The organism is Neisseria weixii (assembly GCF_042658245.1).
Classification (GTDB): Bacteria; Pseudomonadota; Gammaproteobacteria; order Burkholderiales; family Neisseriaceae; genus Neisseria; species Neisseria weixii.
In genome coordinates, this window is sequence record NZ_JBHSPY010000023.1 from 1 (window position 1) to 20,197 (window position 20,197).

General features: G+C 47.5%; 18 protein-coding genes and 1 tRNA gene. 11 read left to right on the plus strand and 8 right to left on the minus strand.

Annotation, left to right across the window (positions count from 1 at the left end; translation table 11 throughout):
• Positions 1-488: 488 nt before the first annotated feature.
• From ppsA to ACFPVS_RS10070, 3 genes are all read left to right on the plus strand, one after another.
• Positions 489-2,876 carry a phosphoenolpyruvate synthase gene (gene ppsA / locus ACFPVS_RS10060; RefSeq protein WP_096295666.1) on the plus strand — a complete coding sequence of 796 codons (2,388 nt, stop codon included), beginning with the start codon at positions 489-491 and terminating at the stop codon, positions 2,874-2,876.
• 345 nt (positions 2,877-3,221) lie between these two features.
• Complete coding sequence (locus tag ACFPVS_RS10065; RefSeq protein ID WP_096296164.1) at positions 3,222-3,959, plus strand: toxin-antitoxin system YwqK family antitoxin; 738 nt, start codon at positions 3,222-3,224, stop codon at positions 3,957-3,959.
• Between the two features lie 659 nt (positions 3,960-4,618).
• The gene (locus tag ACFPVS_RS10070) at positions 4,619-4,786 is read left to right on the plus strand and encodes a hypothetical protein (RefSeq protein ID WP_157742767.1); all 168 of its coding nucleotides are present in this window, start codon (positions 4,619-4,621) and stop codon (positions 4,784-4,786) included.
• Positions 4,787-4,909: 123 nt separating this feature from the next.
• On the opposite strand, the gene prmB is transcribed toward ACFPVS_RS10070, so the two are convergent.
• Both prmB and ACFPVS_RS10080 read right to left on the minus strand, forming a co-directional pair.
• Positions 4,910-5,809, minus strand: a complete 900-nt coding sequence (gene prmB / locus ACFPVS_RS10075; protein WP_096295665.1) for a 50S ribosomal protein L3 N(5)-glutamine methyltransferase — start codon at positions 5,807-5,809, stop codon at positions 4,910-4,912.
• Positions 5,810-5,993: 184 nt separating this feature from the next.
• Complete coding sequence (locus ACFPVS_RS10080; RefSeq protein ID WP_096295664.1) at positions 5,994-8,249, minus strand: nitric-oxide reductase large subunit; 2,256 nt, start codon at positions 8,247-8,249, stop codon at positions 5,994-5,996.
• Positions 8,250-8,624: 375 nt separating this feature from the next.
• Between ACFPVS_RS10080 and nirK the strand changes: the two genes are divergently transcribed.
• The 5 genes from nirK to ACFPVS_RS10105 all read left to right on the plus strand — a co-directional run bounded on the left by nirK (position 8,625) and on the right by ACFPVS_RS10105 (position 12,554).
• Positions 8,625-9,803, plus strand: a complete 1,179-nt coding sequence (gene nirK / locus ACFPVS_RS10085) for a copper-containing nitrite reductase (RefSeq protein ID WP_123804069.1) — start codon at positions 8,625-8,627, stop codon at positions 9,801-9,803.
• A 118-nt stretch (positions 9,804-9,921) separates the two neighbouring features.
• Positions 9,922-10,515, plus strand: coding sequence for a c-type cytochrome (locus ACFPVS_RS10090; protein ID WP_096295663.1), 594 nt, complete (start codon positions 9,922-9,924; stop codon positions 10,513-10,515).
• Positions 10,516-10,644: 129 nt separating this feature from the next.
• Positions 10,645-11,403, plus strand: a complete 759-nt coding sequence (locus tag ACFPVS_RS10095) for a formylglycine-generating enzyme family protein (protein WP_096295662.1) — start codon at positions 10,645-10,647, stop codon at positions 11,401-11,403.
• A gap of 226 nt (positions 11,404-11,629) precedes the next feature.
• A complete protein-coding gene (gene rpsO, locus ACFPVS_RS10100; RefSeq protein ID WP_095503573.1) occupies positions 11,630-11,899 on the plus strand; it encodes a 30S ribosomal protein S15 in 270 nt (89 codons plus the stop codon).
• A gap of 121 nt (positions 11,900-12,020) precedes the next feature.
• Positions 12,021-12,554, plus strand: coding sequence for a glutathione peroxidase (locus ACFPVS_RS10105; protein WP_096295661.1), 534 nt, complete (start codon positions 12,021-12,023; stop codon positions 12,552-12,554).
• A gap of 83 nt (positions 12,555-12,637) precedes the next feature.
• On the opposite strand, the gene accD is transcribed toward ACFPVS_RS10105, so the two are convergent.
• The 3 genes from accD to ACFPVS_RS10120 form a co-directional block, all read right to left on the minus strand.
• Positions 12,638-13,513, minus strand: a complete 876-nt coding sequence (gene accD, locus ACFPVS_RS10110) for an acetyl-CoA carboxylase, carboxyltransferase subunit beta (RefSeq protein WP_378595735.1) — start codon at positions 13,511-13,513, stop codon at positions 12,638-12,640.
• Positions 13,514-13,571: 58 nt separating this feature from the next.
• A complete protein-coding gene (gene trpA / locus ACFPVS_RS10115; protein WP_123804065.1) occupies positions 13,572-14,357 on the minus strand; it encodes a tryptophan synthase subunit alpha in 786 nt (261 codons plus the stop codon).
• A gap of 148 nt (positions 14,358-14,505) precedes the next feature.
• Positions 14,506-15,003, minus strand: a complete 498-nt coding sequence (locus ACFPVS_RS10120) for an FxsA family protein (RefSeq protein ID WP_123804064.1) — start codon at positions 15,001-15,003, stop codon at positions 14,506-14,508.
• A gap of 340 nt (positions 15,004-15,343) precedes the next feature.
• On the opposite strand from ACFPVS_RS10120, the gene ACFPVS_RS10125 reads away from it, so the two are divergent.
• A complete protein-coding gene (locus tag ACFPVS_RS10125) occupies positions 15,344-16,012 on the plus strand; it encodes a murein hydrolase activator EnvC family protein (protein WP_096295660.1) in 669 nt (222 codons plus the stop codon).
• A gap of 197 nt (positions 16,013-16,209) precedes the next feature.
• Here ACFPVS_RS10125 and dcd read toward each other — a convergent pair whose 3' ends face one another.
• The 3 genes from dcd to ACFPVS_RS10140 are packed head-to-tail and all read right to left on the minus strand — an operon-like array spanning position 16,210 to position 18,212.
• Positions 16,210-16,776: a dCTP deaminase gene (gene dcd / locus ACFPVS_RS10130; RefSeq protein ID WP_095502485.1), complete on the minus strand. Its 567-nt coding sequence runs from the start codon at positions 16,774-16,776 to the stop codon at positions 16,210-16,212.
• 60 nt (positions 16,777-16,836) lie between these two features.
• A complete protein-coding gene (locus ACFPVS_RS10135; RefSeq protein WP_096295659.1) occupies positions 16,837-17,262 on the minus strand; it encodes a hypothetical protein in 426 nt (141 codons plus the stop codon).
• 50 nt (positions 17,263-17,312) lie between these two features.
• Complete coding sequence (locus ACFPVS_RS10140) at positions 17,313-18,212, minus strand: recombination-associated protein RdgC (RefSeq protein WP_096295658.1); 900 nt, start codon at positions 18,210-18,212, stop codon at positions 17,313-17,315.
• 151 nt (positions 18,213-18,363) lie between these two features.
• Here ACFPVS_RS10140 and ACFPVS_RS10145 point away from each other — a divergent pair.
• Both ACFPVS_RS10145 and serS read left to right on the plus strand, forming a co-directional pair.
• Positions 18,364-18,439 (plus strand) — tRNA-Glu (locus ACFPVS_RS10145).
• Between the two features lie 181 nt (positions 18,440-18,620).
• Complete coding sequence (serS, locus tag ACFPVS_RS10150; protein WP_096295657.1) at positions 18,621-19,967, plus strand: serine--tRNA ligase; 1,347 nt, start codon at positions 18,621-18,623, stop codon at positions 19,965-19,967.
• Positions 19,968-20,197 lie beyond the last annotated feature (230 nt).

Below are 20,197 nucleotides of genomic sequence, written 5' to 3' on the forward strand. Positions count from 1 at the left end.
CGGCGGTCAGGCCGGTGCGGTCGGAAATATAAAAGATATGGCGGGGTTGGGGCATACGTTTCTCTCTAATGAATAAATGTACAAGATATAAACTTATTATATATAGCAAGATAATAGCAAGAGACATGGCCGCAATAAAGCAAATCGTTCCAAGCTACAAAGAATTACAACAAAATTAAATAAAGTTAAAATACCAATTTTTTGTAGGAAAAAATTGTTTTTTTGGAATTTTATGCCAATTTATATGATTAACAGAGGTGCCGTAATTTCATTAATTTGTTTTAAACCCTATATTTTACAAGGGTATAAGCTATTTTGATTCGTTTATGATAAATTGATTTCATTTCGCTACATCGATGTAACCCGCAATTTTTCAGACGGCCTGAAGCGTTTTTGAAGTATAAAATGCATGACAGGAATAGTTTGAATGTCTTAGAATTAACGGGCAGATTCATTTCTTTTTTAACATAATACGAATTGGATGAAAAATGGCAGCAAACTATGTGATTTGGTTTGAAAACTTACGCATGACCGACGTTGAAAGCGTAGGTGGTAAAAATGCTTCTTTGGGTGAAATGATCAGTCAGTTGACTGAAAAAGGCGTACGCGTACCGGGCGGCTTCGCCACCACGGCCGACGCATACCGTGCTTTCTTGGCACACGAGGGCTTGAGTGACCGTATCTCTGCTGCATTGGCTGAGTTGGATGTTGAAGATGTGGCCGAGCTGGCGCGTGTCGGCAAAGAAATCCGCCAATGGATTTTGGATACACCGTTTCCTGAACAGCTCAATGCCGAAATTGAAGAAGCTTGGAACAAAATGGTTGCCGATGCCGGCACTGCGGATATCTCTGTAGCCGTTCGTTCATCTGCAACCGCAGAAGACTTACCAGACGCTTCATTTGCCGGCCAGCAAGAAACATTCCTGAATATCAATGGTTTGGAAAATGTAAAAGAAGCCATGCACCATGTATTTGCTTCACTTTACAACGACCGCGCCATTTCTTACCGCGTACACAAAGGGTTTGAACACGACATCGTGGCCTTGTCTGCCGGTGTTCAACGCATGGTGCGCTCAGACAGCGGCGCTTCAGGCGTAATGTTCAGTATCGATACCGAATCAGGTTACGATCAAGTGGTATTCGTGACTTCGTCTTACGGTTTGGGTGAAAACGTCGTACAAGGTGCGGTGAATCCTGATGAGTTCTACGTATTCAAACCGACTTTAAAACAAGGTAAACCGGCGATTTTGCGTAAGACCATGGGTTCTAAGCAAATCAAGATGATTTTTACCGATAAAGCCGAAGCCGGTAAATCTGTGACCAACATCGACGTGCCGGAAGAGGATCGCAACCGCTTTTCGATTACCGATGAAGAAGTAACCGAGTTGGCACACTACGCACTGACCATTGAAAAACACTATGGCCGCCCGATGGATATCGAATGGGGTCGTGACGGTATCGATGGTAAGCTGTATATCCTGCAAGCCCGCCCGGAAACCGTTAAATCTCAAGAAGACAGCACCCGCAGCCTGCGTCGTTACACCATCAACGGCGACAAACAAGTATTGGCTGAAGGACGCGCTATTGGCCAAAAAGTCGGTCAAGGCAAAGTGCGCTTGGTCAAAGATTCTTCGCAAATGGAAAGCGTGGAAGCCGGTGACGTATTGGTTACCGACATGACCGATCCGGATTGGGAACCGGTAATGAAACGCGCTTCTGCGATTGTGACCAACCGTGGCGGCCGTACTTGTCACGCGGCGATTATTGCGCGCGAATTGGGTATTCCTGCGGTAGTAGGTTGCGGTAATGCCACCGAATTGCTGCAAGAAGGCCAAGAAGTGACCGTATCTTGTGCCGAAGGCGACACCGGTTTGATTTACGCCGGTTTGCTGGATGTGAACGTAACCGACGTGGCGTTGGACAATATGCCGAAAGCGCCGGTAAAAGTGATGATGAACGTCGGCAATCCTGAATTGGCGTTCAGCTTTTCCAGCCTGCCGAGCGAAGGAATTGGTTTGGCGCGCATGGAATTCATCATTAACCGACAAATCGGTATCCACCCGCAAGCCTTGCTCGAATTTGACAGCCAAGATGACGAATTGAAAGCCGAAATCAGCCGCCGCATTGTCGGTTACGCTTCTCCGGTTGATTTCTACGTGGATAAAATCGCCGAAGGCGTGGCCACATTGGCTGCTTCGGTTTACCCACGCAAAACCATCGTGCGTATGTCCGATTTCAAATCTAACGAGTATGCCGGTTTGGTCGGCGGTGAAAAATACGAGCCGCACGAAGAAAACCCAATGCTTGGCTTCCGTGGTGCCGCACGTTATGTGTCGGAAGATTTTGCCGAATGTTTCGCGCTGGAATGTAAAGCACTGAAACGCGTTCGCGATGAGATGGGTTTGACCAACGTTGAAATCATGATTCCGTTCGTGCGCACGTTGAGCGAAGCCGAAGCCGTAATTAAAGCTTTGAAAGAAAACGGCTTAGAGCGCGGTAAAAACGGTCTGCGTTTGATCATGATGTGCGAAGTACCAAGCAACGCATTGTTGGCCGAGCAATTCCTGCAATACTTCGACGGCTTCTCAATCGGTTCTAACGACATGACACAATTAACTTTGGGTGTGGACCGTGACAGCGGCGGCCCGATTGCAACCACTTTCGATGAACGCAACCCTGCCGTGAAAGTGATGCTGCACTTGGCGATTTCTGCCTGCCGCAAGCAAAACAAATACGTCGGTATTTGCGGCCAAGGTCCGTCAGATCATCCTGATTTCGCCAAATGGTTGGTTGAAGAAGGCATCGAAAGCGTGTCTTTGAACCCGGATACCGTGATTGAAACTTGGTTGTATTTGGCCAATGAATTGAATAAGTAAGGCCGCCTGAAAAGATTGGCCTAAACCATCAACCGTCCTGTAAATACAGGGCGGTTTTTTTATGACTTGGATTAAATGGTTGCAATTTCAGACGGCCTTGCTTATGTTGGATTTATCGGTTTAAAAATCAGGTTATTCCATTATCATTTTAATGAATTTATTTGCACTTATCCAAAATCGCCTTGACCAACAATAAAAATATTGTATTTAACAAATATAGATACTTTGTTTTATAATAGTTAAATTGCAAAACAATACTTGATTTCTGAATATCGCATGATAGTCAAGCATGTAAATAAATGAAGGCTGGTTGCAGTAGTGCCAAACTTTCTATGGATAATGAAAATGAACCGGATTTTGACAATGGGTTTGGTGGCGGTAACGGTGAGCGTCGTATCAACGACAGCCTGGGCGCAAACTCATTCTGTATATTTCAATCAGCAAGGTAAAATTACTGCGACCATGTCGTCAGTGGCTTATGTACGTCAGTATAAAGTCAACGCCGGTTTGGCACAGGTGCAGGATTTCTATTATCCATCAATGAAAAAGTATTCCGAGCCTTATCAGGTGCAAACCAGTCAGATTAAAGTGTTTGTGCCGGTGTTGGAAAATGGCACATTGACTTTATGGCATTTCAACGGCCAGAAAAAAATGGTTGGCAGTTACCGTAACGGCAAGCCTAATGGCGAATGGATCAACTGGTATCCGAATGGTAAAAAATCAGCAGTGATGCCTTATTTAAACGGTTTGAGCAACGGTGTCGGCGCACGTTATTACCGCAACGGCAATAAAGAGAGCGAAATCCAGTTTAAAAACGATAAAGCCAACGGCTATTGGAAACAATGGTATGCCGATGGCAACTTGAAAACTGAAATGTGGATGGTAAACGATCAACCGGTGGAAATGCTCAGTTGGGATGAGTCTGGCCGGTTGTTGACCGAGATGTCGTTTAGAAACGGGCGCCGTAACGGGATTGTGTTGGATTGGTATGAAGACGGATCGAAAAAATCAGAAGCCGTGTATCAAAATGATCAATTGGTGAAAAAGACCCTGTGGGATCAAGATGGGTTTGAGATTGAATAAATAAGTAAGGGTTGTATCAAGTAAGTTAACGCAATATCCTATCTTTTTCAGATCAAAAAATGGCATATTCTATTTAATTACGAAATAAAGCATTAAGTTATTATTAACAATGCCCAAATATCAGCAAAATTGTCTAAGCTTGCCAAATTTTTAGAAATACACTCTATTTGTTGATTAATTTGAAATAACAAACAGGCAGTTTTACCCATCGGGCCAAAGGTCAAAATACGGCTAAACTGGATAAGCAAAGATCGGCTGAATATGAATATATGGTAGAGCGCCTACCGCCTATTTTTTGAACTGCCCCCAAAAGTTGGATACTCCCGCCAACTTTAAAAGGTGCAGTTTTCTTATGCTCAAATATACACTAGACTTCAAATACCGAGCCGTACTCCATACCACCAAAATACACAGCCAACAGCGCACCACATGACACTTTAACGTCTCACGCACCCACCTGTGCCGTTGGGTAGCCACCTATCGGCAAGGCGGTATCACCGCACTTCAACATCTGCAGACTGTCTCTGTGAAGATCAAACCAAAAAACCATTTATCACCGGCAAACCTGATCACGAAAAAACAAGCGGAACCGATTGAAGACTGGCGTGATATGAGGGTAGAGAAAGGCTGCACCGACAGGGAAAGGAATGGTGCAAAGCATGTCGCGCAAAGACACGTTGGGAAAATGCGCCGATGGAAAGTTGCTTGGGAGCGCTGAAAACGGAGAGCTTCTATCAAGAAGTTATGCTATCGGTGGCAGGCTGATAGAGGACATAGATGATGACATTCATGACTACTACAATCATGAACGGATGAGCTTAAACTGAAAAAAGCTGAGTTCTGTCGGCTACAAAACCCAGCTTGAAAAGGCCGTTTGGGGAGGATTCTTAACTTGTTCAAGTGTTGGGGGACAGTTTACCGTTTCAGACGGCCTTGTTGTATGTTGAACCTTATTCTTCGCCCAACAGTTGTTCACGGGTCAGCAGGAAGACGAAACCGTCCCCACCGCTGGTTTCGAGCCAGGTAAATGGCAGTTCAGGGTAGGCGGCTTCAAGCGCATCGCGGTTGTGGCCGATTTCGACCAGTAACACGCCTTTCGGATTGAGGAATTTGGCGGCTTGTAAAATAATTTCTCGGGTGGCATCCAAGCCGTCTTGGCCGCTGCCGAGTGCTAATTCCGGTTCGTGCAGGTATTCGTCGGGCAGGGTGTCGACGGATTCGGCATCAACGTATGGCGGATTGGAAACGATTAAGTCGTATGTGCCTTCCAAACCTTCGAATAAGTCAGTGTGAATCAGGCTGATTCGGTCTTCTAAGCCGTATTCTTCAACATTGATGGCGGCGACTTCGAGTGCGTCCAAGCTTAAATCGACGGCATCAATTTCAGCGACAGGGTAATGATGGGCCATTTGAATGGCCAAGCAGGCGCTGCCGGTGCAGAGATCGAGTGCACGATTGACCAATTCGGGGTACTCAATCCAAGGGGTGAGCGAGTCGCCCAGTAATTCATAGATAAAAGAACGCGGCACGATAACGCGTTCGTCAACGTAAAAGTCAAAATCCCCTTGCCATGCTTGATTGGTCAGGTAGGCAACCGGCAGGCGCTCAGTGACGCGGCGTTCGATGAGTGCTAATACTTCTTCTTTTTCGGTTTGTAACAGCTTGGCATTGAGGTAAGGATCCAGCGTGTCGAGCGGTAAATTCAGCGTGTGTAAAATCAGATAAGCAGCTTCGTCGTGTGCATTGTCGGAGCCGTGGCCGAAGAAAAGCTCGGCATCGTTAAAGCGGCTGACGGCAAAGCGCAAAACGTCGCGGATGGTAGAGAGCTCTTTGGCTGCTTGGGTAAACATGATGATGTCGCCGGAAGGGTTGGAATAGGGGGCATTATAGCAGAAAAGCCGTCTGAAAAATTGTCGGTTTCTGCGCAAAGGAATGAGTTTAACGAGTAAAGTGATGGGTAGGGGTTTCTGAAAGTAAGTATGTAAAAGGCCGTCTGAAATATTTCAGACGGCCTTTAAAGTCAGCAATCAAACATTATTTGCTGCGACTGAATACCATTTTGGTGGCTTGCCAGGCGACACAGAACGCACCGCCGATAAACACCAAGTCAGCAGCTGTACGAACCCAGCGCAAGGTATCCAAGAGCTCCATTTGCAGGAATTCTTCGCTACGGGCATACCACAAACCCTGTGATACAGAAGCCCAAGCTTGGATGGCGCCAATCGGCAACAGGCTGATGACAATCATGCCGACCAAACCGCCGTTGAGCAACCAGAATCCCCAAGACATCAATTTGTCGTCGAATTGCACTTCAGGTTTGATGTAACGGGCTACCAGTAATACGAAGCCCAGTGCCAAGAAGCCATATACGCCGAACAAAGCCGCGTGTGCGTGAACTGCAGTAGTGTTCAGACCTTGGATGTAGAACAATGAAATCGGCGGGTTAATCAGGAAGCCGAACACACCGGCACCGATCATGTTCCAGAATGCCACGGCAACGAAACACATCAGCGGCCAACGCAGGCGTTTTGCCCATTCGGTAGTGTTTTGGTAAGACCAATGTTCATAAGCTTCACGACCCAGTAATACTAAAGGTACTACTTCCAATGCAGAGAAACATGCGCCGATGGCCATAGAGGCAGAAGTCGAACCGGTAAAGTACAAGTGGTGCAGGGTACCTGGGATACCACCCATCATGAAGATGGCGGCAGCGGCCAGAGTAGAGGCAGTGGCTGTGCTGCGGCGTACGAAGCCCATGTTGTAGAAAATGAACGAAAATGCGGCAGTGGCAAATACTTCAAAGAAGCCTTCTACCCACAAGTGAACCACCCACCAGCGCCAGTATTCCATCACGGCGATCGGAGATTTTTCACCGTAGAACAAGCCCGGTGCGTAGAACACACCCACACCAACCATAGATGCTACGAAAATCGCCAGCAAGTTTTTGTCGGTGCCTTTTTCGCGGAAGGCATTTACGGTACAACGCAACATCAGGAACAGCCACAACAGCAAGCCGACCATCAGCAAGAGCTGCCAGAAACGGCCTAAATCTAAGTATTCATAGCCTTGGTGGCCGAACCAGAAGTTCAATTCAGGCGGCATGATGTGTGACAAGGCGAAGAAGTTACCGGCGTATGAACCGACTACCACGATAAACAGGGCGATATACAGGAAGTTAACGCCTGCTACTTGGAATTTAGGGTCTTTACCACCGTTGACGATTGGTGCCAAGAACAAACCGGCAGTCAGGAAGCCTGTGGCAATCCAGAAAATTGCCGATTGGATGTGCCAAGTACGGGTCAGCGAGTAAGGCAGCCAGTCGGAAATTTCAATACCCAACGCTTTATCAATGCCATAGAAACCTTGACCTTCAACGGTATAGTGCGCAGTCAAACCGCCTAATAACACTTGTGCACAGAACAATGCAACAGTCAGGAATACATATTTACCCAAGGCTTTTTGAGAAGGGGTCAGCGCAATTTTCGCTACCGGATCTTCAGTCGGGATTTCCACTTCTTCATGTTTGGTCAGGAACGAGTACCCCCACATCAGCAAGCCGATACCCAACAGCAACAGAACGATACTGGTGAACGACCACATATAGTTTTCAGTAGTCGGCACATTGTTGACCAAAGGCTCGTGCGGCCAGTTGTTGGTATAGGTAAAGACTTCGCCGGGACGGTTGGTCGAAGAAGACCATGCAGTCCAGAAGAAGAAGTTAAACAATTTTTCACGCGCTTCTTCACTTGGCAATGTGTTGTTTTTCATTGCAAAGTGTTCACGGGTAGTTTGCAGGGCAGGATCGTCGCCGTAAACGCCATGGTAGTAAGGCAGAATGGTTTCGATGGCTTTTGCACGCGTATCGCTGATGACTACCGAACCGTCTTCTTTTATTGCGCTTTGAACACGGTATTCATCTTGAACACGGGTTTTCAACACAGCTTGCTCTTCAGCGGTCAATTCATCGAATTTTTTGCCGTAATCGGCTTGGGCAGTCAAGTCTAACCATGCTACAAGCTCACGGTGCAGCCAGTCAGCAGTCCAGTCAGGCGCTTGGTATGCACCATGACCCAATACAGAACCGACTTCCATACCGCCGGTGGTTTGCCAAGCGGATTGGCCGGCGAGAATGTCATCTTTGGTCATCAACACTTTGCCGGAACTGGTAACGACTTGTTCAGGGTAAGGAGGTGCTTTTTTATAGATCTCGCTACCCATATAACCAAGAATGGTGAAACAGACTGTCAGCACTGCAATCAGCAGTAGCCAAAGTTTCTTGTACTGTCCCATTTTAGTACTCCTTGTTTTGGTAAATGGTAAATGGCTTATTTAATTCATAAAATATGAATGTTAAAGATTGTAGCATGATTTGTATTTTAGTAAAACGTTTTCTATGCTTATTTATCATTAAAATCTTGATATAAGTTAAATATAAAGTGTTTTAGGTAGTTTTTCAGGAAATGTCTAGGAAGAAACTATCGAAAATTAGGTCTTAATATTCATGGCTTAAGTGCAAAAAAGTAGCAACTGAACATGAAATTTTGATTAAAAAAATACATATTTTATGAATTAATTGATTTAAGTCAAGATACGTAAATTCATAAAGCTACATAATGAGCTCAAACAACAAGCCAATTAACATTTCTTCAAAAAAAGGAAATCACTATGAAACGCCAAGCCTTAGCTGCAATTATTGCTTCTGTATTCGCTTTGGCTGCTTGCGGTCAGCAAGCAGCGGAAAAACCGGCCGAACAACCGGCTGCCACTGCTGAAGCTTCTGCACCTGCCGCTTCAACTGCTGAGCAATCTGCTGCTGCCGAAACTCCTGCTGGTGAACTGCCGGTAATTGATGCAATCGTGACTCATGCACCTGAAGTACCACCTGCAATCGATCGCGATCATCCTGCTAAAGTCCGTGTGAAAATGGAAACCGTAGAAAAAACCATGAAAATGGCTGACGGTGTGGATTACCGCTACTGGACATTCAACGGCGACGTTCCTGGTCAAATGATTCGTGTGCGCGAAGGCGATACGGTAGAAGTGGAATTTTCCAACCATCCTTCTTCTACTGTACCGCATAACGTCGACTTCCACGCAGCAACTGGCCAAGGTGGCGGTGCTGAAGCGACCTTTACCGCACCCGGCCGCACTTCAACCTTTAGCTTCAAAGCATTGCAAGCCGGTCTGTACATTTACCACTGTGCGGTTGCCCCTGTGGGCATGCACATCGCCAACGGTATGTATGGTTTGATTTTGGTTGAGCCTAAAGAAGGTTTGCCAAAAGTAGATAAAGAGTTCTACATTGTTCAAGGTGACTTCTACACCAAAGGCAAATATGGCGCCCAAGGTCTGCAAGCCTTCGATATGGACAAAGCAGTTAAAGAACAACCTGAATACGTGGTATTCAATGGTCACGTTGGCGCGATTGCCGGTGACAATGCATTGAAAGCCAAAGCTGGTGAAACCGTGCGTATGTACGTAGGTAACGGCGGTCCTAACTTGGTGTCTTCATTCCACGTAATCGGCGAAATCTTCGACAAAGTATATGTTGAAGGCGGTAAGCTGATTAACGAAAACGTACAAAGCACCATCGTTCCTGCCGGTGGTTCCGCAATCGTAGAATTTAAAGTGGATATCCCGGGAAGCTACACTTTGGTTGACCACTCTATCTTCCGTGCATTCAACAAAGGTGCGTTGGGCCAATTGAAAGTAGAGGGTGAAGAAAACCCGGAAATAATGACCAAAAAAATGAGTGATACTGAGTACAAACCTGCTGATGCATCTGTAGCCGCTACAGCTTCTGCTCCAGCGGCCGAAGCTTCTGCATCGAAAAATGCTTACTAATATACTGAAAGCAGTAAAGTAATAAAAAAAGCCACTGTTATCTTGGCTCAAACTAGGATAACGGTGGTTTATTACATAAAAATATAACAATACAGCGTGTTAACGCAAAAGGAATACCATGAATACCATCATGAAATGCCGAACCATCGCAGCCTTATTGACATCCGTATTCGTATTGGCAGCCTGTTCCGGTTCTGAACCTGCTGCCGAAAAGCTGGCAGAAACCTCGCCTGTAGCCGAAATCCCTGAATCTGCTGAAGCCGATCCTGCCGGGCAGTCTGCCGCTGAAGCACCGGCATCCGTCGGAGTCCCTGCGCCCGCTGCTGAACCAGCATTGGCCGCCGAAGCCGAACCTGCGCCTGCCACCGCAGCCGAATTGTCGCAAGACGAGCAGATCAAGTTGGGTAAGGCTGTTTATGATTCCAATTGTATGGCATGTCACGGTGCCGAAGGTAAGGGCGTAGAAGGTACATTCCCACCATTGGAAAAATCGGATTACTTTGCCAAAGACAATACCAAATTGGTTCATGCTGTTACCAAAGGCGTGAACGGTGCGATTAAAGTGAACGGCAAAGACTACAACGGCGTGATGCCTGCCGTGCCTTTGAGCGATCAAGACATTGCCAATGTGGTGACCTATGTTTTGAATAGCTTCGGTAATAACGGCGGTCAAGTATCTGCTGCCGAAGTCGCTGAAATCAAAAATAAATAAACTCAGTTTCAGGCCGTCTGAAATTTTTTCAGACGGCCTGTCACACCTTAGGTTTATTTTTCAGGCGGTCTGATTACAAATATACCGTCTGAAAAATAAATTTGCGTCATAATCATAAGGGCACACATCATGAAAACCATTTCACTATTTGTTATGAACTTATTGATCTGTGGCAACGCAATGGTGGTTGAAATGGCCACCATTGAAGCGGGCAGCTATCGTCCGCTGTATCTGAAAAAAGATACTCCGATGATTCATGTCAAATCATTCAAAATCGACAAATATCCGGTTACCAATGCCGAATTTGCCGAATTTGTGAAAAAGCATCCGCAATGGCAAAAAGGCAGGGCCAATAAAAAACAAGTTGAGCCGACTTATTTGAAACATTGGAACCAAACCGGCAGCAATACCTACGCACCTAAACCCAATGAAATGAAACATCCTGTAACCAATGTATCATGGTTTGCCGCTAATGCCTACTGTACCGCACAAGGCAAACGCCTGCCGACCATCGATGAATGGGAATTGGCGGGCTTGGCATCGGCCACCCAGAAAAACGGCTCCAGCGAAGAAAGCTACAACCGCACTATCTTAGATTGGTATGCCGATGGCGGTCGCAACGGCTTGCGTAATGTCGGTATGGGGAAACCCAATTATTATGGCTTGCACGATATGCACGGCCTGATTTGGGAATGGACGGAAGATTTCAACAGCAGTCTGTTGAATTCCGGTTCGGCAGACAGCTCCATGTTCTGTAGCGGAGCCTCTTTGGGCTCGACCGATCCGACCAACTATGCCGCATTCTTGCGCTTCGGTATCCGCACCAGCCTGCAATCCAAATACGGTTTGCATAATTTAGGTTTCCGCTGCGCCGCGTCAGCGAAATAAAGGTTTTTTGGCGTTTTATATCACCAAAGCAGCTTGGGCGATGTCGTAAGGCATCGCCACTTTTTTGTCGCTAAAGCAGCAAAGTTGCAATTAGAACGTGCAACATTATCCGAAATATGGCATAATTCAGCCATCTTTGAAAAAGATATCAGGAGTTTGCATCAGTTTCGGCTTGGCAAACTTGTCCGAACCTTAAAGGTTCTTTTTATTTTTGGAGTATTCCATCATGGCATTGACCGTAGAACAAAAAGCGCAAATCGTTAAAGATTTCCAACGTAAAGAAGGCGATACCGGCTCTTCTGAAGTACAAGTTGCATTGTTGACTTTCCGCATCAACGACTTGACTCCTCATTTCAAAGCCAACCCTAAAGACCACCACAGCCGTCGCGGTTTGTTGAAAATGGTGAGCGCGCGTCGTCGCCTGTTGACTTACTTGCGTCGTACCAAACCTGAAACTTACCGTAACGTAATTACTCGTTTGGGTCTGCGTAAATAATCTTTATGCATTTGAAAACACCGCTTTTAAAGCGGTGTTTTTTTATTATGGAGGCCGTCTGAAACTTGTGTTTCTTTTCAGACGGCCTTATAGTGAAGCCATATCAATCAAGGAGTGTAAGATGAAAGTGTACGATTTCGTGGTGAAAGACACCCAAGGTCAGGAAGTGAGTTTGAGTGATTACAAAGGCAAAGTATTGTTGATTGTGAATACTGCCACCCGTTGCGGTTTGACACCGCAATATGAAGAATTGCAGCAGCTCTATGCGCAATATGCCGAACAAGGCTTGGAAATTTTAGATTTTCCATGCAACCAATTCCGCGAACAGGCGCCGGAAAGCAGCAGCGAAATTGCCCAAGTTTGCCAAATGAAGTTCGGCACGAAATTTAAGATTTTCGATAAGATTGATGTCAATGGCGAAAATGCCGCGCCTTTATATGTCTATCTCAAATCTGAAAAAACGGAAGACAAGGGCAATCATGTATTCAAAGATTTACTGCTGAAGCTGGCTTCGATCGGTGAGAAGCGTGAAGGCAGCGACATTAAATGGAATTTCACAAAATTTTTGGTAAACCGCAATGGTGAAGTTGTGGCACGGTTTGCTCCGAGCGTGAAGCCGTCTGAAATCGAACAAGATATCCGCGCTTTGCTGTAGTTGATTCATACAGTATAAAGGCCGTCTGAAAACCATTTGATTATTTTCATGATTTTCAGACGGCCTTTTATGATGGCAACCAATTAAGCGGCGGTGATTTTACCGCGATGAGTCAATAACGTAATCAAATCGCAGAGGCGTTGTTTCATGTCGCGGCGGTCAACGATTTGGTCAATCGCACCTTTTTCCAGCAAGAATTCAGCGCGTTGGAAGCCCTCCGGTAAGGTTTCACGCACGGTTTGTTCAATCACGCGTGGGCCGGCAAAGCCGATTAAGGCGTTCGGCTCGGCCAAAACCACATCGCCCAAGAAGGCAAAACTGGCCGATACGCCGCCCATGGTCGGGTCGGTCAATACGGAAATAAACGGTAGGCTTTTTTCAGTCAGCAAATGAAGTGCGGCGCTGGTTTTGGTCATTTGCATCAATGAGTTGACGCCTTCCTGCATACGCGCGCCGCCCGAAGCGGACACACAGATAAATGGGCAATTGTCAGCCACGGCGCGGCGCACGCCTTGGACAAAGCGTTCACCCACAACCGACCCCATCGAGCCGCCGATAAAGCGGAATTCAAAGGTGGCAATCACCACCGGCAAGCCGTTCATGGTGCCTTTCATAACCACCATGGCATCGTCTTCGCCGGTTTGTTTTTTCGCGGCGCTCAGGCGGTCAGGGTATTTTTTGCTGTCTTTAAATTTCAGCGCATCGGTTGGTTTGACATGTGCGCCGATTTCTTCACGGCCGTTTTCATCCAACAGCAGGTTTAAGCGTTCGCGGGCAGACAAAGGATTGTGGTAGTTGCACTTGGTGCAGACCATATCGTTTTGTTTCAGCTCAGAAGAGTAAATAGTTGCGGAGCAAGAAGGGCATTTGTGCCACAAGCCTTCCGGCACGGTAGAAGATGCACTTTCGGCACCGTCGCGTTTAATCTTGGGTGGCAGGATTTTATCTAACCAACTCATGGATGACTCCTAAGGAATGTTTCAGACGGCCTTGTCATATTCAGGCAGATTGTCCGGCTTAACGGATGGCGTCTTTCAGTTCTTTCACCAACAGGCCGACCGCTTCCGCTTCGAGGCCTGTGTTGTCTTCGATTTCTTTGACGATGCGGCTGCCGACAATGACGGCATCGGCAACGGCACCGATTTTGCGGGCGCTCTCGGCATTGTTGATACCAAAGCCGACGCCAATAGGGATATCGATATATTTACGCAAAAGCTCTATTTTACGCGAAACTTCATCAGTATCCAAGCTGGCCGCACCGGTGACGCCTTTTAAGGAAACGTAATACACGAAGCCGCCGGCCAACTTGGCGATGGTTTGAATGCGTGCTTCGGTGGTGGTTGGGGCAACCAGGAAAATGCAGTCGATGTCGCGTGATTCCAGCGCTTTTTGCAGCGGATTGATGGTTTCAACCGGCGAGTCCACGGTTAACACGCCATCCACACCGGCTTCGGCGGCCGCTTGGGCAAAGGTTTCATAGCCCATTTTGTGAACCGGGTTGAGATAACCCATCAAGACCACCGGCGTGCGGCTGTTTTGTTCACGGAAACGGCGCACCACGTTCAATACATCTTTCAGCGAAACATGGTTTTTCAAAGCGCGTTCGGCGGCGCGTTGAATGGTTGGGCCATCGGCCATCGGGTCGGAGAAAGGCACGCCCAATTCTAAAATATCGGCGCCGTTTTCCACCAAGCTGTGCATCAGCGCAAGCGTGGTATCTGTATCGGGGTCGCCGGCGGTAATATAGGGAATCAGGGCTTTGGCACCGTTTAAATCGGCAAAGGTTTGCTGGATTCTGCTCATCTTGTTCTCGTGTTCAAGCTCAGGCGCCCAAACGCAGCGCCTGAATGCAAATCAATAACCGCCTAAGTATAACATTGCCGCCTTGTAAATAGACAGGCCGTCTGAAAAAATTATTCATTTTCAGACGGCCTGTTTGGGATGGGGCAGATTAATCGGGTTTGTGTTCGATAAAATCTTTGTTTTTACTGCGCGGATCAACGCGGGTGACGGTGGTGTATTCGGCATCGATGATGTCGTCGTCTCTTGGCTGGGTTGATTGTTGGGTAAACGGATTTTGTGCGCGGTTGGGATCGAAAGTGGCGGTATGCACGCTCATATCGGCAATCGGTTTGCCCTTAATCGGCAGCAACAAAATCAGTGCAACAAGCATAGACGCAAAGCCCGGGCTCATCAGCAGCAAACCGGCCAATGCAAAACGAATCGGCCACAAAAGCTGATACATGGAAATGTCTTTGCCGCTGCGCATGGTCGCTCCTGCCAATAATACGCCCGACATACCGGTGCGGCGTAACATGAAAACGCCGAGTGCAAAGTTGGCAATCATCAGCAAAAATGTCAGGCCGCCGCCGAGCCAATCGGCAACCCAAACAATCGACATGATTTCTAAAAAGATCAGTACCAAAAAGCCGATACCTAAAAATTGCATGGTTGTTCCTTATGGATTGTAGCGTTAGTTTGAGATATTAACATAAAGGTGTTTGCGCTGCCTTTCAAGGTAGCAAAATGTGAAAACGAGTAAGCTTATGTAGCAGTAAAAGTAAGTAAACAGAATGTTAAAAACTCAGCTTTAGGCAGGCATGATTGCGTTTAAATTTTTTGTGTTTGCCTAGGTTTTTGAAATGGCTTGTTTTATGAAAAGGCCGTCTGAACGGTATTTCAGACGGCCTACAAATATTTTGGGCAAACATGCCGGTAAACGTCATGCCGGCATTATCCGCTAATCCCCACATGGCGGATAAACGGCAGATTTGGTATCCTTATGCCTTATGAACACACAAATTATCATCTCAACCCACTGCAAAACGATTTTGTTTACCGGCATGATGGCGCTGCTTACCGCCTGCGCTTCCAATCAAACCAAACCGGTGCCGGAAGGCTATTACCGCGTTCAAGCCGGCGATACCTTATACCGCATCGCCAAACGTTACGGCCAAAACGTGCAAACTTTGGCCGCTTGGAACAATTTGCCTAATTCTTCCAAGATTGAAGTCGGGCAAGTTTTGCGTGTGCGCCGTAATGCCGCCGCTAATCCTTCAGCTTCACGTTCGGTTATGCCGGTCAACCGCCTGCAGTTGCAATGGCCGGCGGATAACGGCAGCAACAGCATTATCCAGCGTTATAACGGCGTCACCAACAAAGGCATCGATATTTCAGGTTATCGCGGCCAAACCGTGAAAGCCGCTGCGGCCGGTCAGGTGATTTACGTCGGTGAAGGTGTGCGCGGCTATGGCAAATTGATTTTAATCAGCCACAACACTTCAACCATCACCGCCTATGCGCATAACGACAATATTTTGGTGCAAAAAGACCAAAACGTGAGTGCGGGTCAGCCTATCGGCAATATGGGCAGCACCGACAGCGGTCAGGTAAAGCTGCATTTTGAAGTGCGGATTAACGGTAAAGCTGTTGACCCGATGACGCATTTGCCACGATAAGCTTTAAAAAAAATCCAAAAAGCCGTCTGAAAACTAAATTTTCAGACGGCTTTTTGGATGGGTATAGTCGTTTGAAATAAAACTAATCAGCGCCAGCTCCCTTATGTACGGATATGTATCGATATATACCGAGTGTACATAGCGGCCGCTGTCGCCTTGTCTTATTTCTATTTTAAACGACTGTATTTGAGTGCAGATCAAGTTTTTGGCAAGGTCACGCCGGTTTGGCCCATGTATTTGCCGTTGCGGTCCTTGTAAGATGTTTCGCATACTTCGTCACTCTCAAAGAACAACACTTGCGCCACGCCTTCGCCGGCATAGATTTTGGCCGGAAGCGGGGTGGTGTTGGAAAATTCCAGCGTGACATAGCCTTCCCATTCCGGCTCAAACGGGGTCACGTTGACAATAATGCCGCAACGGGCGTAAGTCGATTTGCCCAAGCACACGGTCAACACATTGCGCGGAATGCGGAAATATTCCACCGTACGCGCTAGGGCGAATGAGTTTGGCGGAATGATGCAGCAATCGTCTTCGACGGTGACGAAGTTTTTCGGGTCGAAATTTTTCGGGTCGACGATGGTGCTGTTGATGTTGGTGAAAATTTTGAATTCGTTGGCGCAGCGGATGTCGTAGCCGTAGCTCGATGTTCCGTAGGAAATAATGCGCTGGCCGTTGATTTCCTTGATTTGGTTCGGCTCAAACGGCTCAATCATGCCGTGTTCTTCGCTCATGCGGCGAATCCATTTGTCTGATTTAATGCTCATGCTGATTCCTTGTAAGCGGTATAGTTTTCAGACGGCCTTGTTGATGAGGCCGTCCGGACACTATTTTTTCTTAGGCCGATTGGCGAGTTTGACATCTTTCATCACACCTTTGTCAAACGTGATGACAAACAGCGGTTCATTGTTTTGCGTCACTTGGAACCTCCCTTCGGCAAAGCCTTGTTTGAATCGGCCGGTCAAAACCATTTTATTCAGGCGGGTACTGTTGACGGAAAACGGTTCTAAAAATAAATGCTTGCTGACATTGACGGTATAAATACCTCTGCCGTCGAAGCGGCCGTTTTTGAACCGGCCTTGATAGCTGCGGCCGTCTTGGCAGGCCCATGTGCCTTTGCCGTGCGGCGTGTTGGCTTTGTCCACCTCGCCTTCATAACGGCAGCCCTTGATTTGGTAAGGGTCGATGACTGCCGCACGCACCGGTTGCCACAATGCCAAGCCCAAAGGCAAAAACGCTAAATATTTCAACATAAACCACTCCTTAATGGTTTCAGACGGCCTGTTTATCAGGCCGTCTGAAATTATTCTTGCCAGCCGCCTAAATAAGAAACCAATTCTTCCAGCATGGTGCTGAGCGCTTCGGTCATCAGAATTTGCGAAGCAAAAGTCAGGCTGGCGGCATCATCGCCGTTGTTTTCCGCTTCTTCCTGCAACACATCCAAATACTGAATGCGCTTGAGCGTGAAATCCTGCGTCAGGATAAACGCAATCTGCTCGCGCCACACCAAGCCCAACTGGGTTACGGTTTTACCGTTTTTCACGTGCTGCACCACTTCATCCGCAGTCAAATCCTGCTTGGATATTTTTACCGTCGGTACCACATCGCCCACGCCTTTGAGTTCGCAATCGCTGTCCAACTCGAAACCGCCTTCGCAATGCCCGTCGAGCAGCCAAGAAGTCATCAGCGAAGAAGGCGATTGCTTGGTATCCGGCAGGCCCGCTTCCAAGCCGCCCAAGGCTTCGCGCAATTTGGTCAACAGGTTTTCCGCTTTGGCAGAAGAAGCATTGTTCACCAGCAAGTAACCATGCCGCGTATCCAATACCGCCTGCGTGCGGCTGGAACGGGTAAACGCGCGCGGCAGCAGGTCATCGGTGATGATGTCTTTCAATTCCTGCTTTTCCTTGCGGCCGACATTGCGGCCTTCGTTGTTTTGGATTTCCAAAACCTTGCCGTCCAAAATATCGCGGATCACACCCGCAGGCAAGACTTTCTCTTCTTTTTTCAAAGCCACGCGCCAAGTGTAATCGGCCGGAAAAACCAGTTCCGGCGAGAAAGAAACCGGTGCGGCAAAGCCCTCGCTGAACCAATCCAAACCTTGGCAATGGGTAAATTCCGTTTCGCCCAGCTTAGCCGCCAAAGCCTCCAATTCAGGCAGTTTTTCCTTGTTAACAGGGTAAAAACTGATTTGCTTAAACCACATCTGATTTTCCTTTCCTTAAAACGCTCTCATTATACAGATTTTAGCCGAAAAAATGGATAAAGGCCGTCTGAAAAACATGGCCTGATGAAAATAATCGTGCGGTTATGTTGACAGTATAAAACGGCTTCGGTATAGTTTCGCCTTCGGTTACGCGCCCATCGTCTAGAGGCCTAGGACACTGCCCTTTCACGGCGGCAACCGGGGTTCGAATCCCCGTGGGCGTGCCAGATTTCGATTAAAGCCCTGCTGTAAAGCCCTGCTGGTTTCAGCAGGGCTTTGGTTTTTGTTTGGTTAAGCCCAGGATTTTCAGGCAGCCTTTCCGTTTCACACCGTTTTCAGGCTGCTGAAAATACTTCGGATTTGGTTTACAATACCACTATTCATATTTTTAGTTATTGAGAGAGATTCATGTTAGACATCCAACTTTTGCGTAATGGCACCCATGCGGTGGCGGCCCGTTTGGCGGCGCGTGGTTATGAATTTGACACGGCGCGTTTTCAGGCTTTGGAAGAGCAGCGTAAGGCGGTACAGGTTAAGGCTGAGGAATTGCAGGCGGCGCGCAACAGTATTTCCAAGCAAATCGGTGCGCTCAAAGGTCAGGGCAAACATGATGAAGCTCAGGCGGCCATGGATCAGGTGGCGCAAATTAAGGTGGATTTGGAACAGGCGGCCAAGGATTTGGAGGCAGTGCAGCAGGAATTGGACGCTTGGTTGCTGACCATCCCGAATCTGCCGCATGAGAGTGTGCCTGCGGGTAAAGACGAAACTGAAAACGTAGAAGTGCGTAAAGTAGGCACGCCACGCGAATTTGATTTTGAGATTAAAGACCATGTTGATTTGGGCGAACCGCTCGGCTTGGATTTTGAAGGCGGCGCGCGTTTGTCGGGTGCGCGTTTTACCGTGATGAAAGCCCAAATCGCGCGTTTGCACCGTGCATTGGCGCAATTTATGTTGGACACGCACACGCTGCAACACGGCTACACCGAGCATTACACGCCGTATATCGTTGATGACGTAACCTTGCAGGGCACGGGTCAGTTGCCGAAATTTGCCGAAGATTTGTTCCATGTGACCCGTGGCGGCGATGAGGGCAAGAAAACGCAATACCTGATTCCGACGGCGGAAGTGACGCTCACGAATACCGTGGCCGACAGCATCGTGGCTGAAAGCGAATTGCCGCTGAAGCTGACCGCGCATTCGCCGTGTTTCCGTTCGGAAGCGGGTGCGTATGGCAAAGACGTGCGTGGTTTGATTCGCCAGCACCAGTTTGACAAAGTGGAAATGGTGCAAATCGTGCGCCCGGAAGATTCTTACCAAGCTTTGGAAGAGATGGTCGGCCATGCGGAGAATATCTTGAAGGCTTTAGAACTGCCTTACCGCGTGATTACCTTGTGCACCGGCGACATGGGCTTTGGTGCGACCAAAACGTATGATTTGGAAGTGTGGGTGCCGGCGCAAAATACCTACCGCGAGATTTCCAGCTGCTCCAACTGCGAAGATTTCCAAGCGCGCCGTATGAAAGCGCGTTTCAAAGACGAAAACGGCAAAAACCGCTTGGTGCATACGTTAAACGGTTCAGGTTTGGCAGTTGGCCGCACTTTGGTTGCTGTTTTGGAAAACCATCAAAACGCCGACGGCAGCATCAACATTCCTGCCGCCTTGAAGCCGTATATGGGCGGTGTGGCTAAGTTGGAAGTGAAAAAAATAAAGGCCGAAACCTTTGCAAAACCTCAAGAACTACCAATAAAACCCTAAATGCCGCCATTCCCGCGCAGGCGGGAATCTATCTTGGAATTTAAGAAACCTATTTTATTCAATAGCTTGTCATGTTTAAAAATGGATTCCCGCCTGCGCGGGAATGACGGCGATTATGTTCTGGTATTCAGATGGGTTTTGCAAAAGTCTCTGTTTATCAGAAAATGCCATTTGCTTCTGATTTTACCTTAAGCGATTTTGCAATAATAATAAGGCCGTCTGAAATATTA

Coding starts and splice junctions, on each gene's coding strand:
- ppsA (WP_096295666.1), top strand. CDS start 489: ATGGCAGCAAACTATGTGATTTGGTTTGAAAACTTACGCATGACCGAC.
- ACFPVS_RS10065 (WP_096296164.1), top strand. CDS start 3,222: ATGAACCGGATTTTGACAATGGGTTTGGTGGCGGTAACGGTGAGCGTC.
- ACFPVS_RS10070 (WP_157742767.1), top strand. CDS start 4,619: ATGTCGCGCAAAGACACGTTGGGAAAATGCGCCGATGGAAAGTTGCTT.
- prmB (WP_096295665.1), bottom strand. CDS start 5,809: ATGTTTACCCAAGCAGCCAAAGAGCTCTCTACCATCCGCGACGTTTTG.
- ACFPVS_RS10080 (WP_096295664.1), bottom strand. CDS start 8,249: ATGGGACAGTACAAGAAACTTTGGCTACTGCTGATTGCAGTGCTGACA.
- nirK (WP_123804069.1), top strand. CDS start 8,625: ATGAAACGCCAAGCCTTAGCTGCAATTATTGCTTCTGTATTCGCTTTG.
- ACFPVS_RS10090 (WP_096295663.1), top strand. CDS start 9,922: ATGAATACCATCATGAAATGCCGAACCATCGCAGCCTTATTGACATCC.
- ACFPVS_RS10095 (WP_096295662.1), top strand. CDS start 10,645: ATGAAAACCATTTCACTATTTGTTATGAACTTATTGATCTGTGGCAAC.
- rpsO (WP_095503573.1), top strand. CDS start 11,630: ATGGCATTGACCGTAGAACAAAAAGCGCAAATCGTTAAAGATTTCCAA.
- ACFPVS_RS10105 (WP_096295661.1), top strand. CDS start 12,021: ATGAAAGTGTACGATTTCGTGGTGAAAGACACCCAAGGTCAGGAAGTG.
- accD (WP_378595735.1), bottom strand. CDS start 13,513: ATGAGTTGGTTAGATAAAATCCTGCCACCCAAGATTAAACGCGACGGT.
- trpA (WP_123804065.1), bottom strand. CDS start 14,357: ATGAGCAGAATCCAGCAAACCTTTGCCGATTTAAACGGTGCCAAAGCC.
- ACFPVS_RS10120 (WP_123804064.1), bottom strand. CDS start 15,003: ATGCAATTTTTAGGTATCGGCTTTTTGGTACTGATCTTTTTAGAAATC.
- ACFPVS_RS10125 (WP_096295660.1), top strand. CDS start 15,344: ATGAACACACAAATTATCATCTCAACCCACTGCAAAACGATTTTGTTT.
- dcd (WP_095502485.1), bottom strand. CDS start 16,776: ATGAGCATTAAATCAGACAAATGGATTCGCCGCATGAGCGAAGAACAC.
- ACFPVS_RS10135 (WP_096295659.1), bottom strand. CDS start 17,262: ATGTTGAAATATTTAGCGTTTTTGCCTTTGGGCTTGGCATTGTGGCAA.
- ACFPVS_RS10140 (WP_096295658.1), bottom strand. CDS start 18,212: ATGTGGTTTAAGCAAATCAGTTTTTACCCTGTTAACAAGGAAAAACTG.
- serS (WP_096295657.1), top strand. CDS start 18,621: ATGTTAGACATCCAACTTTTGCGTAATGGCACCCATGCGGTGGCGGCC.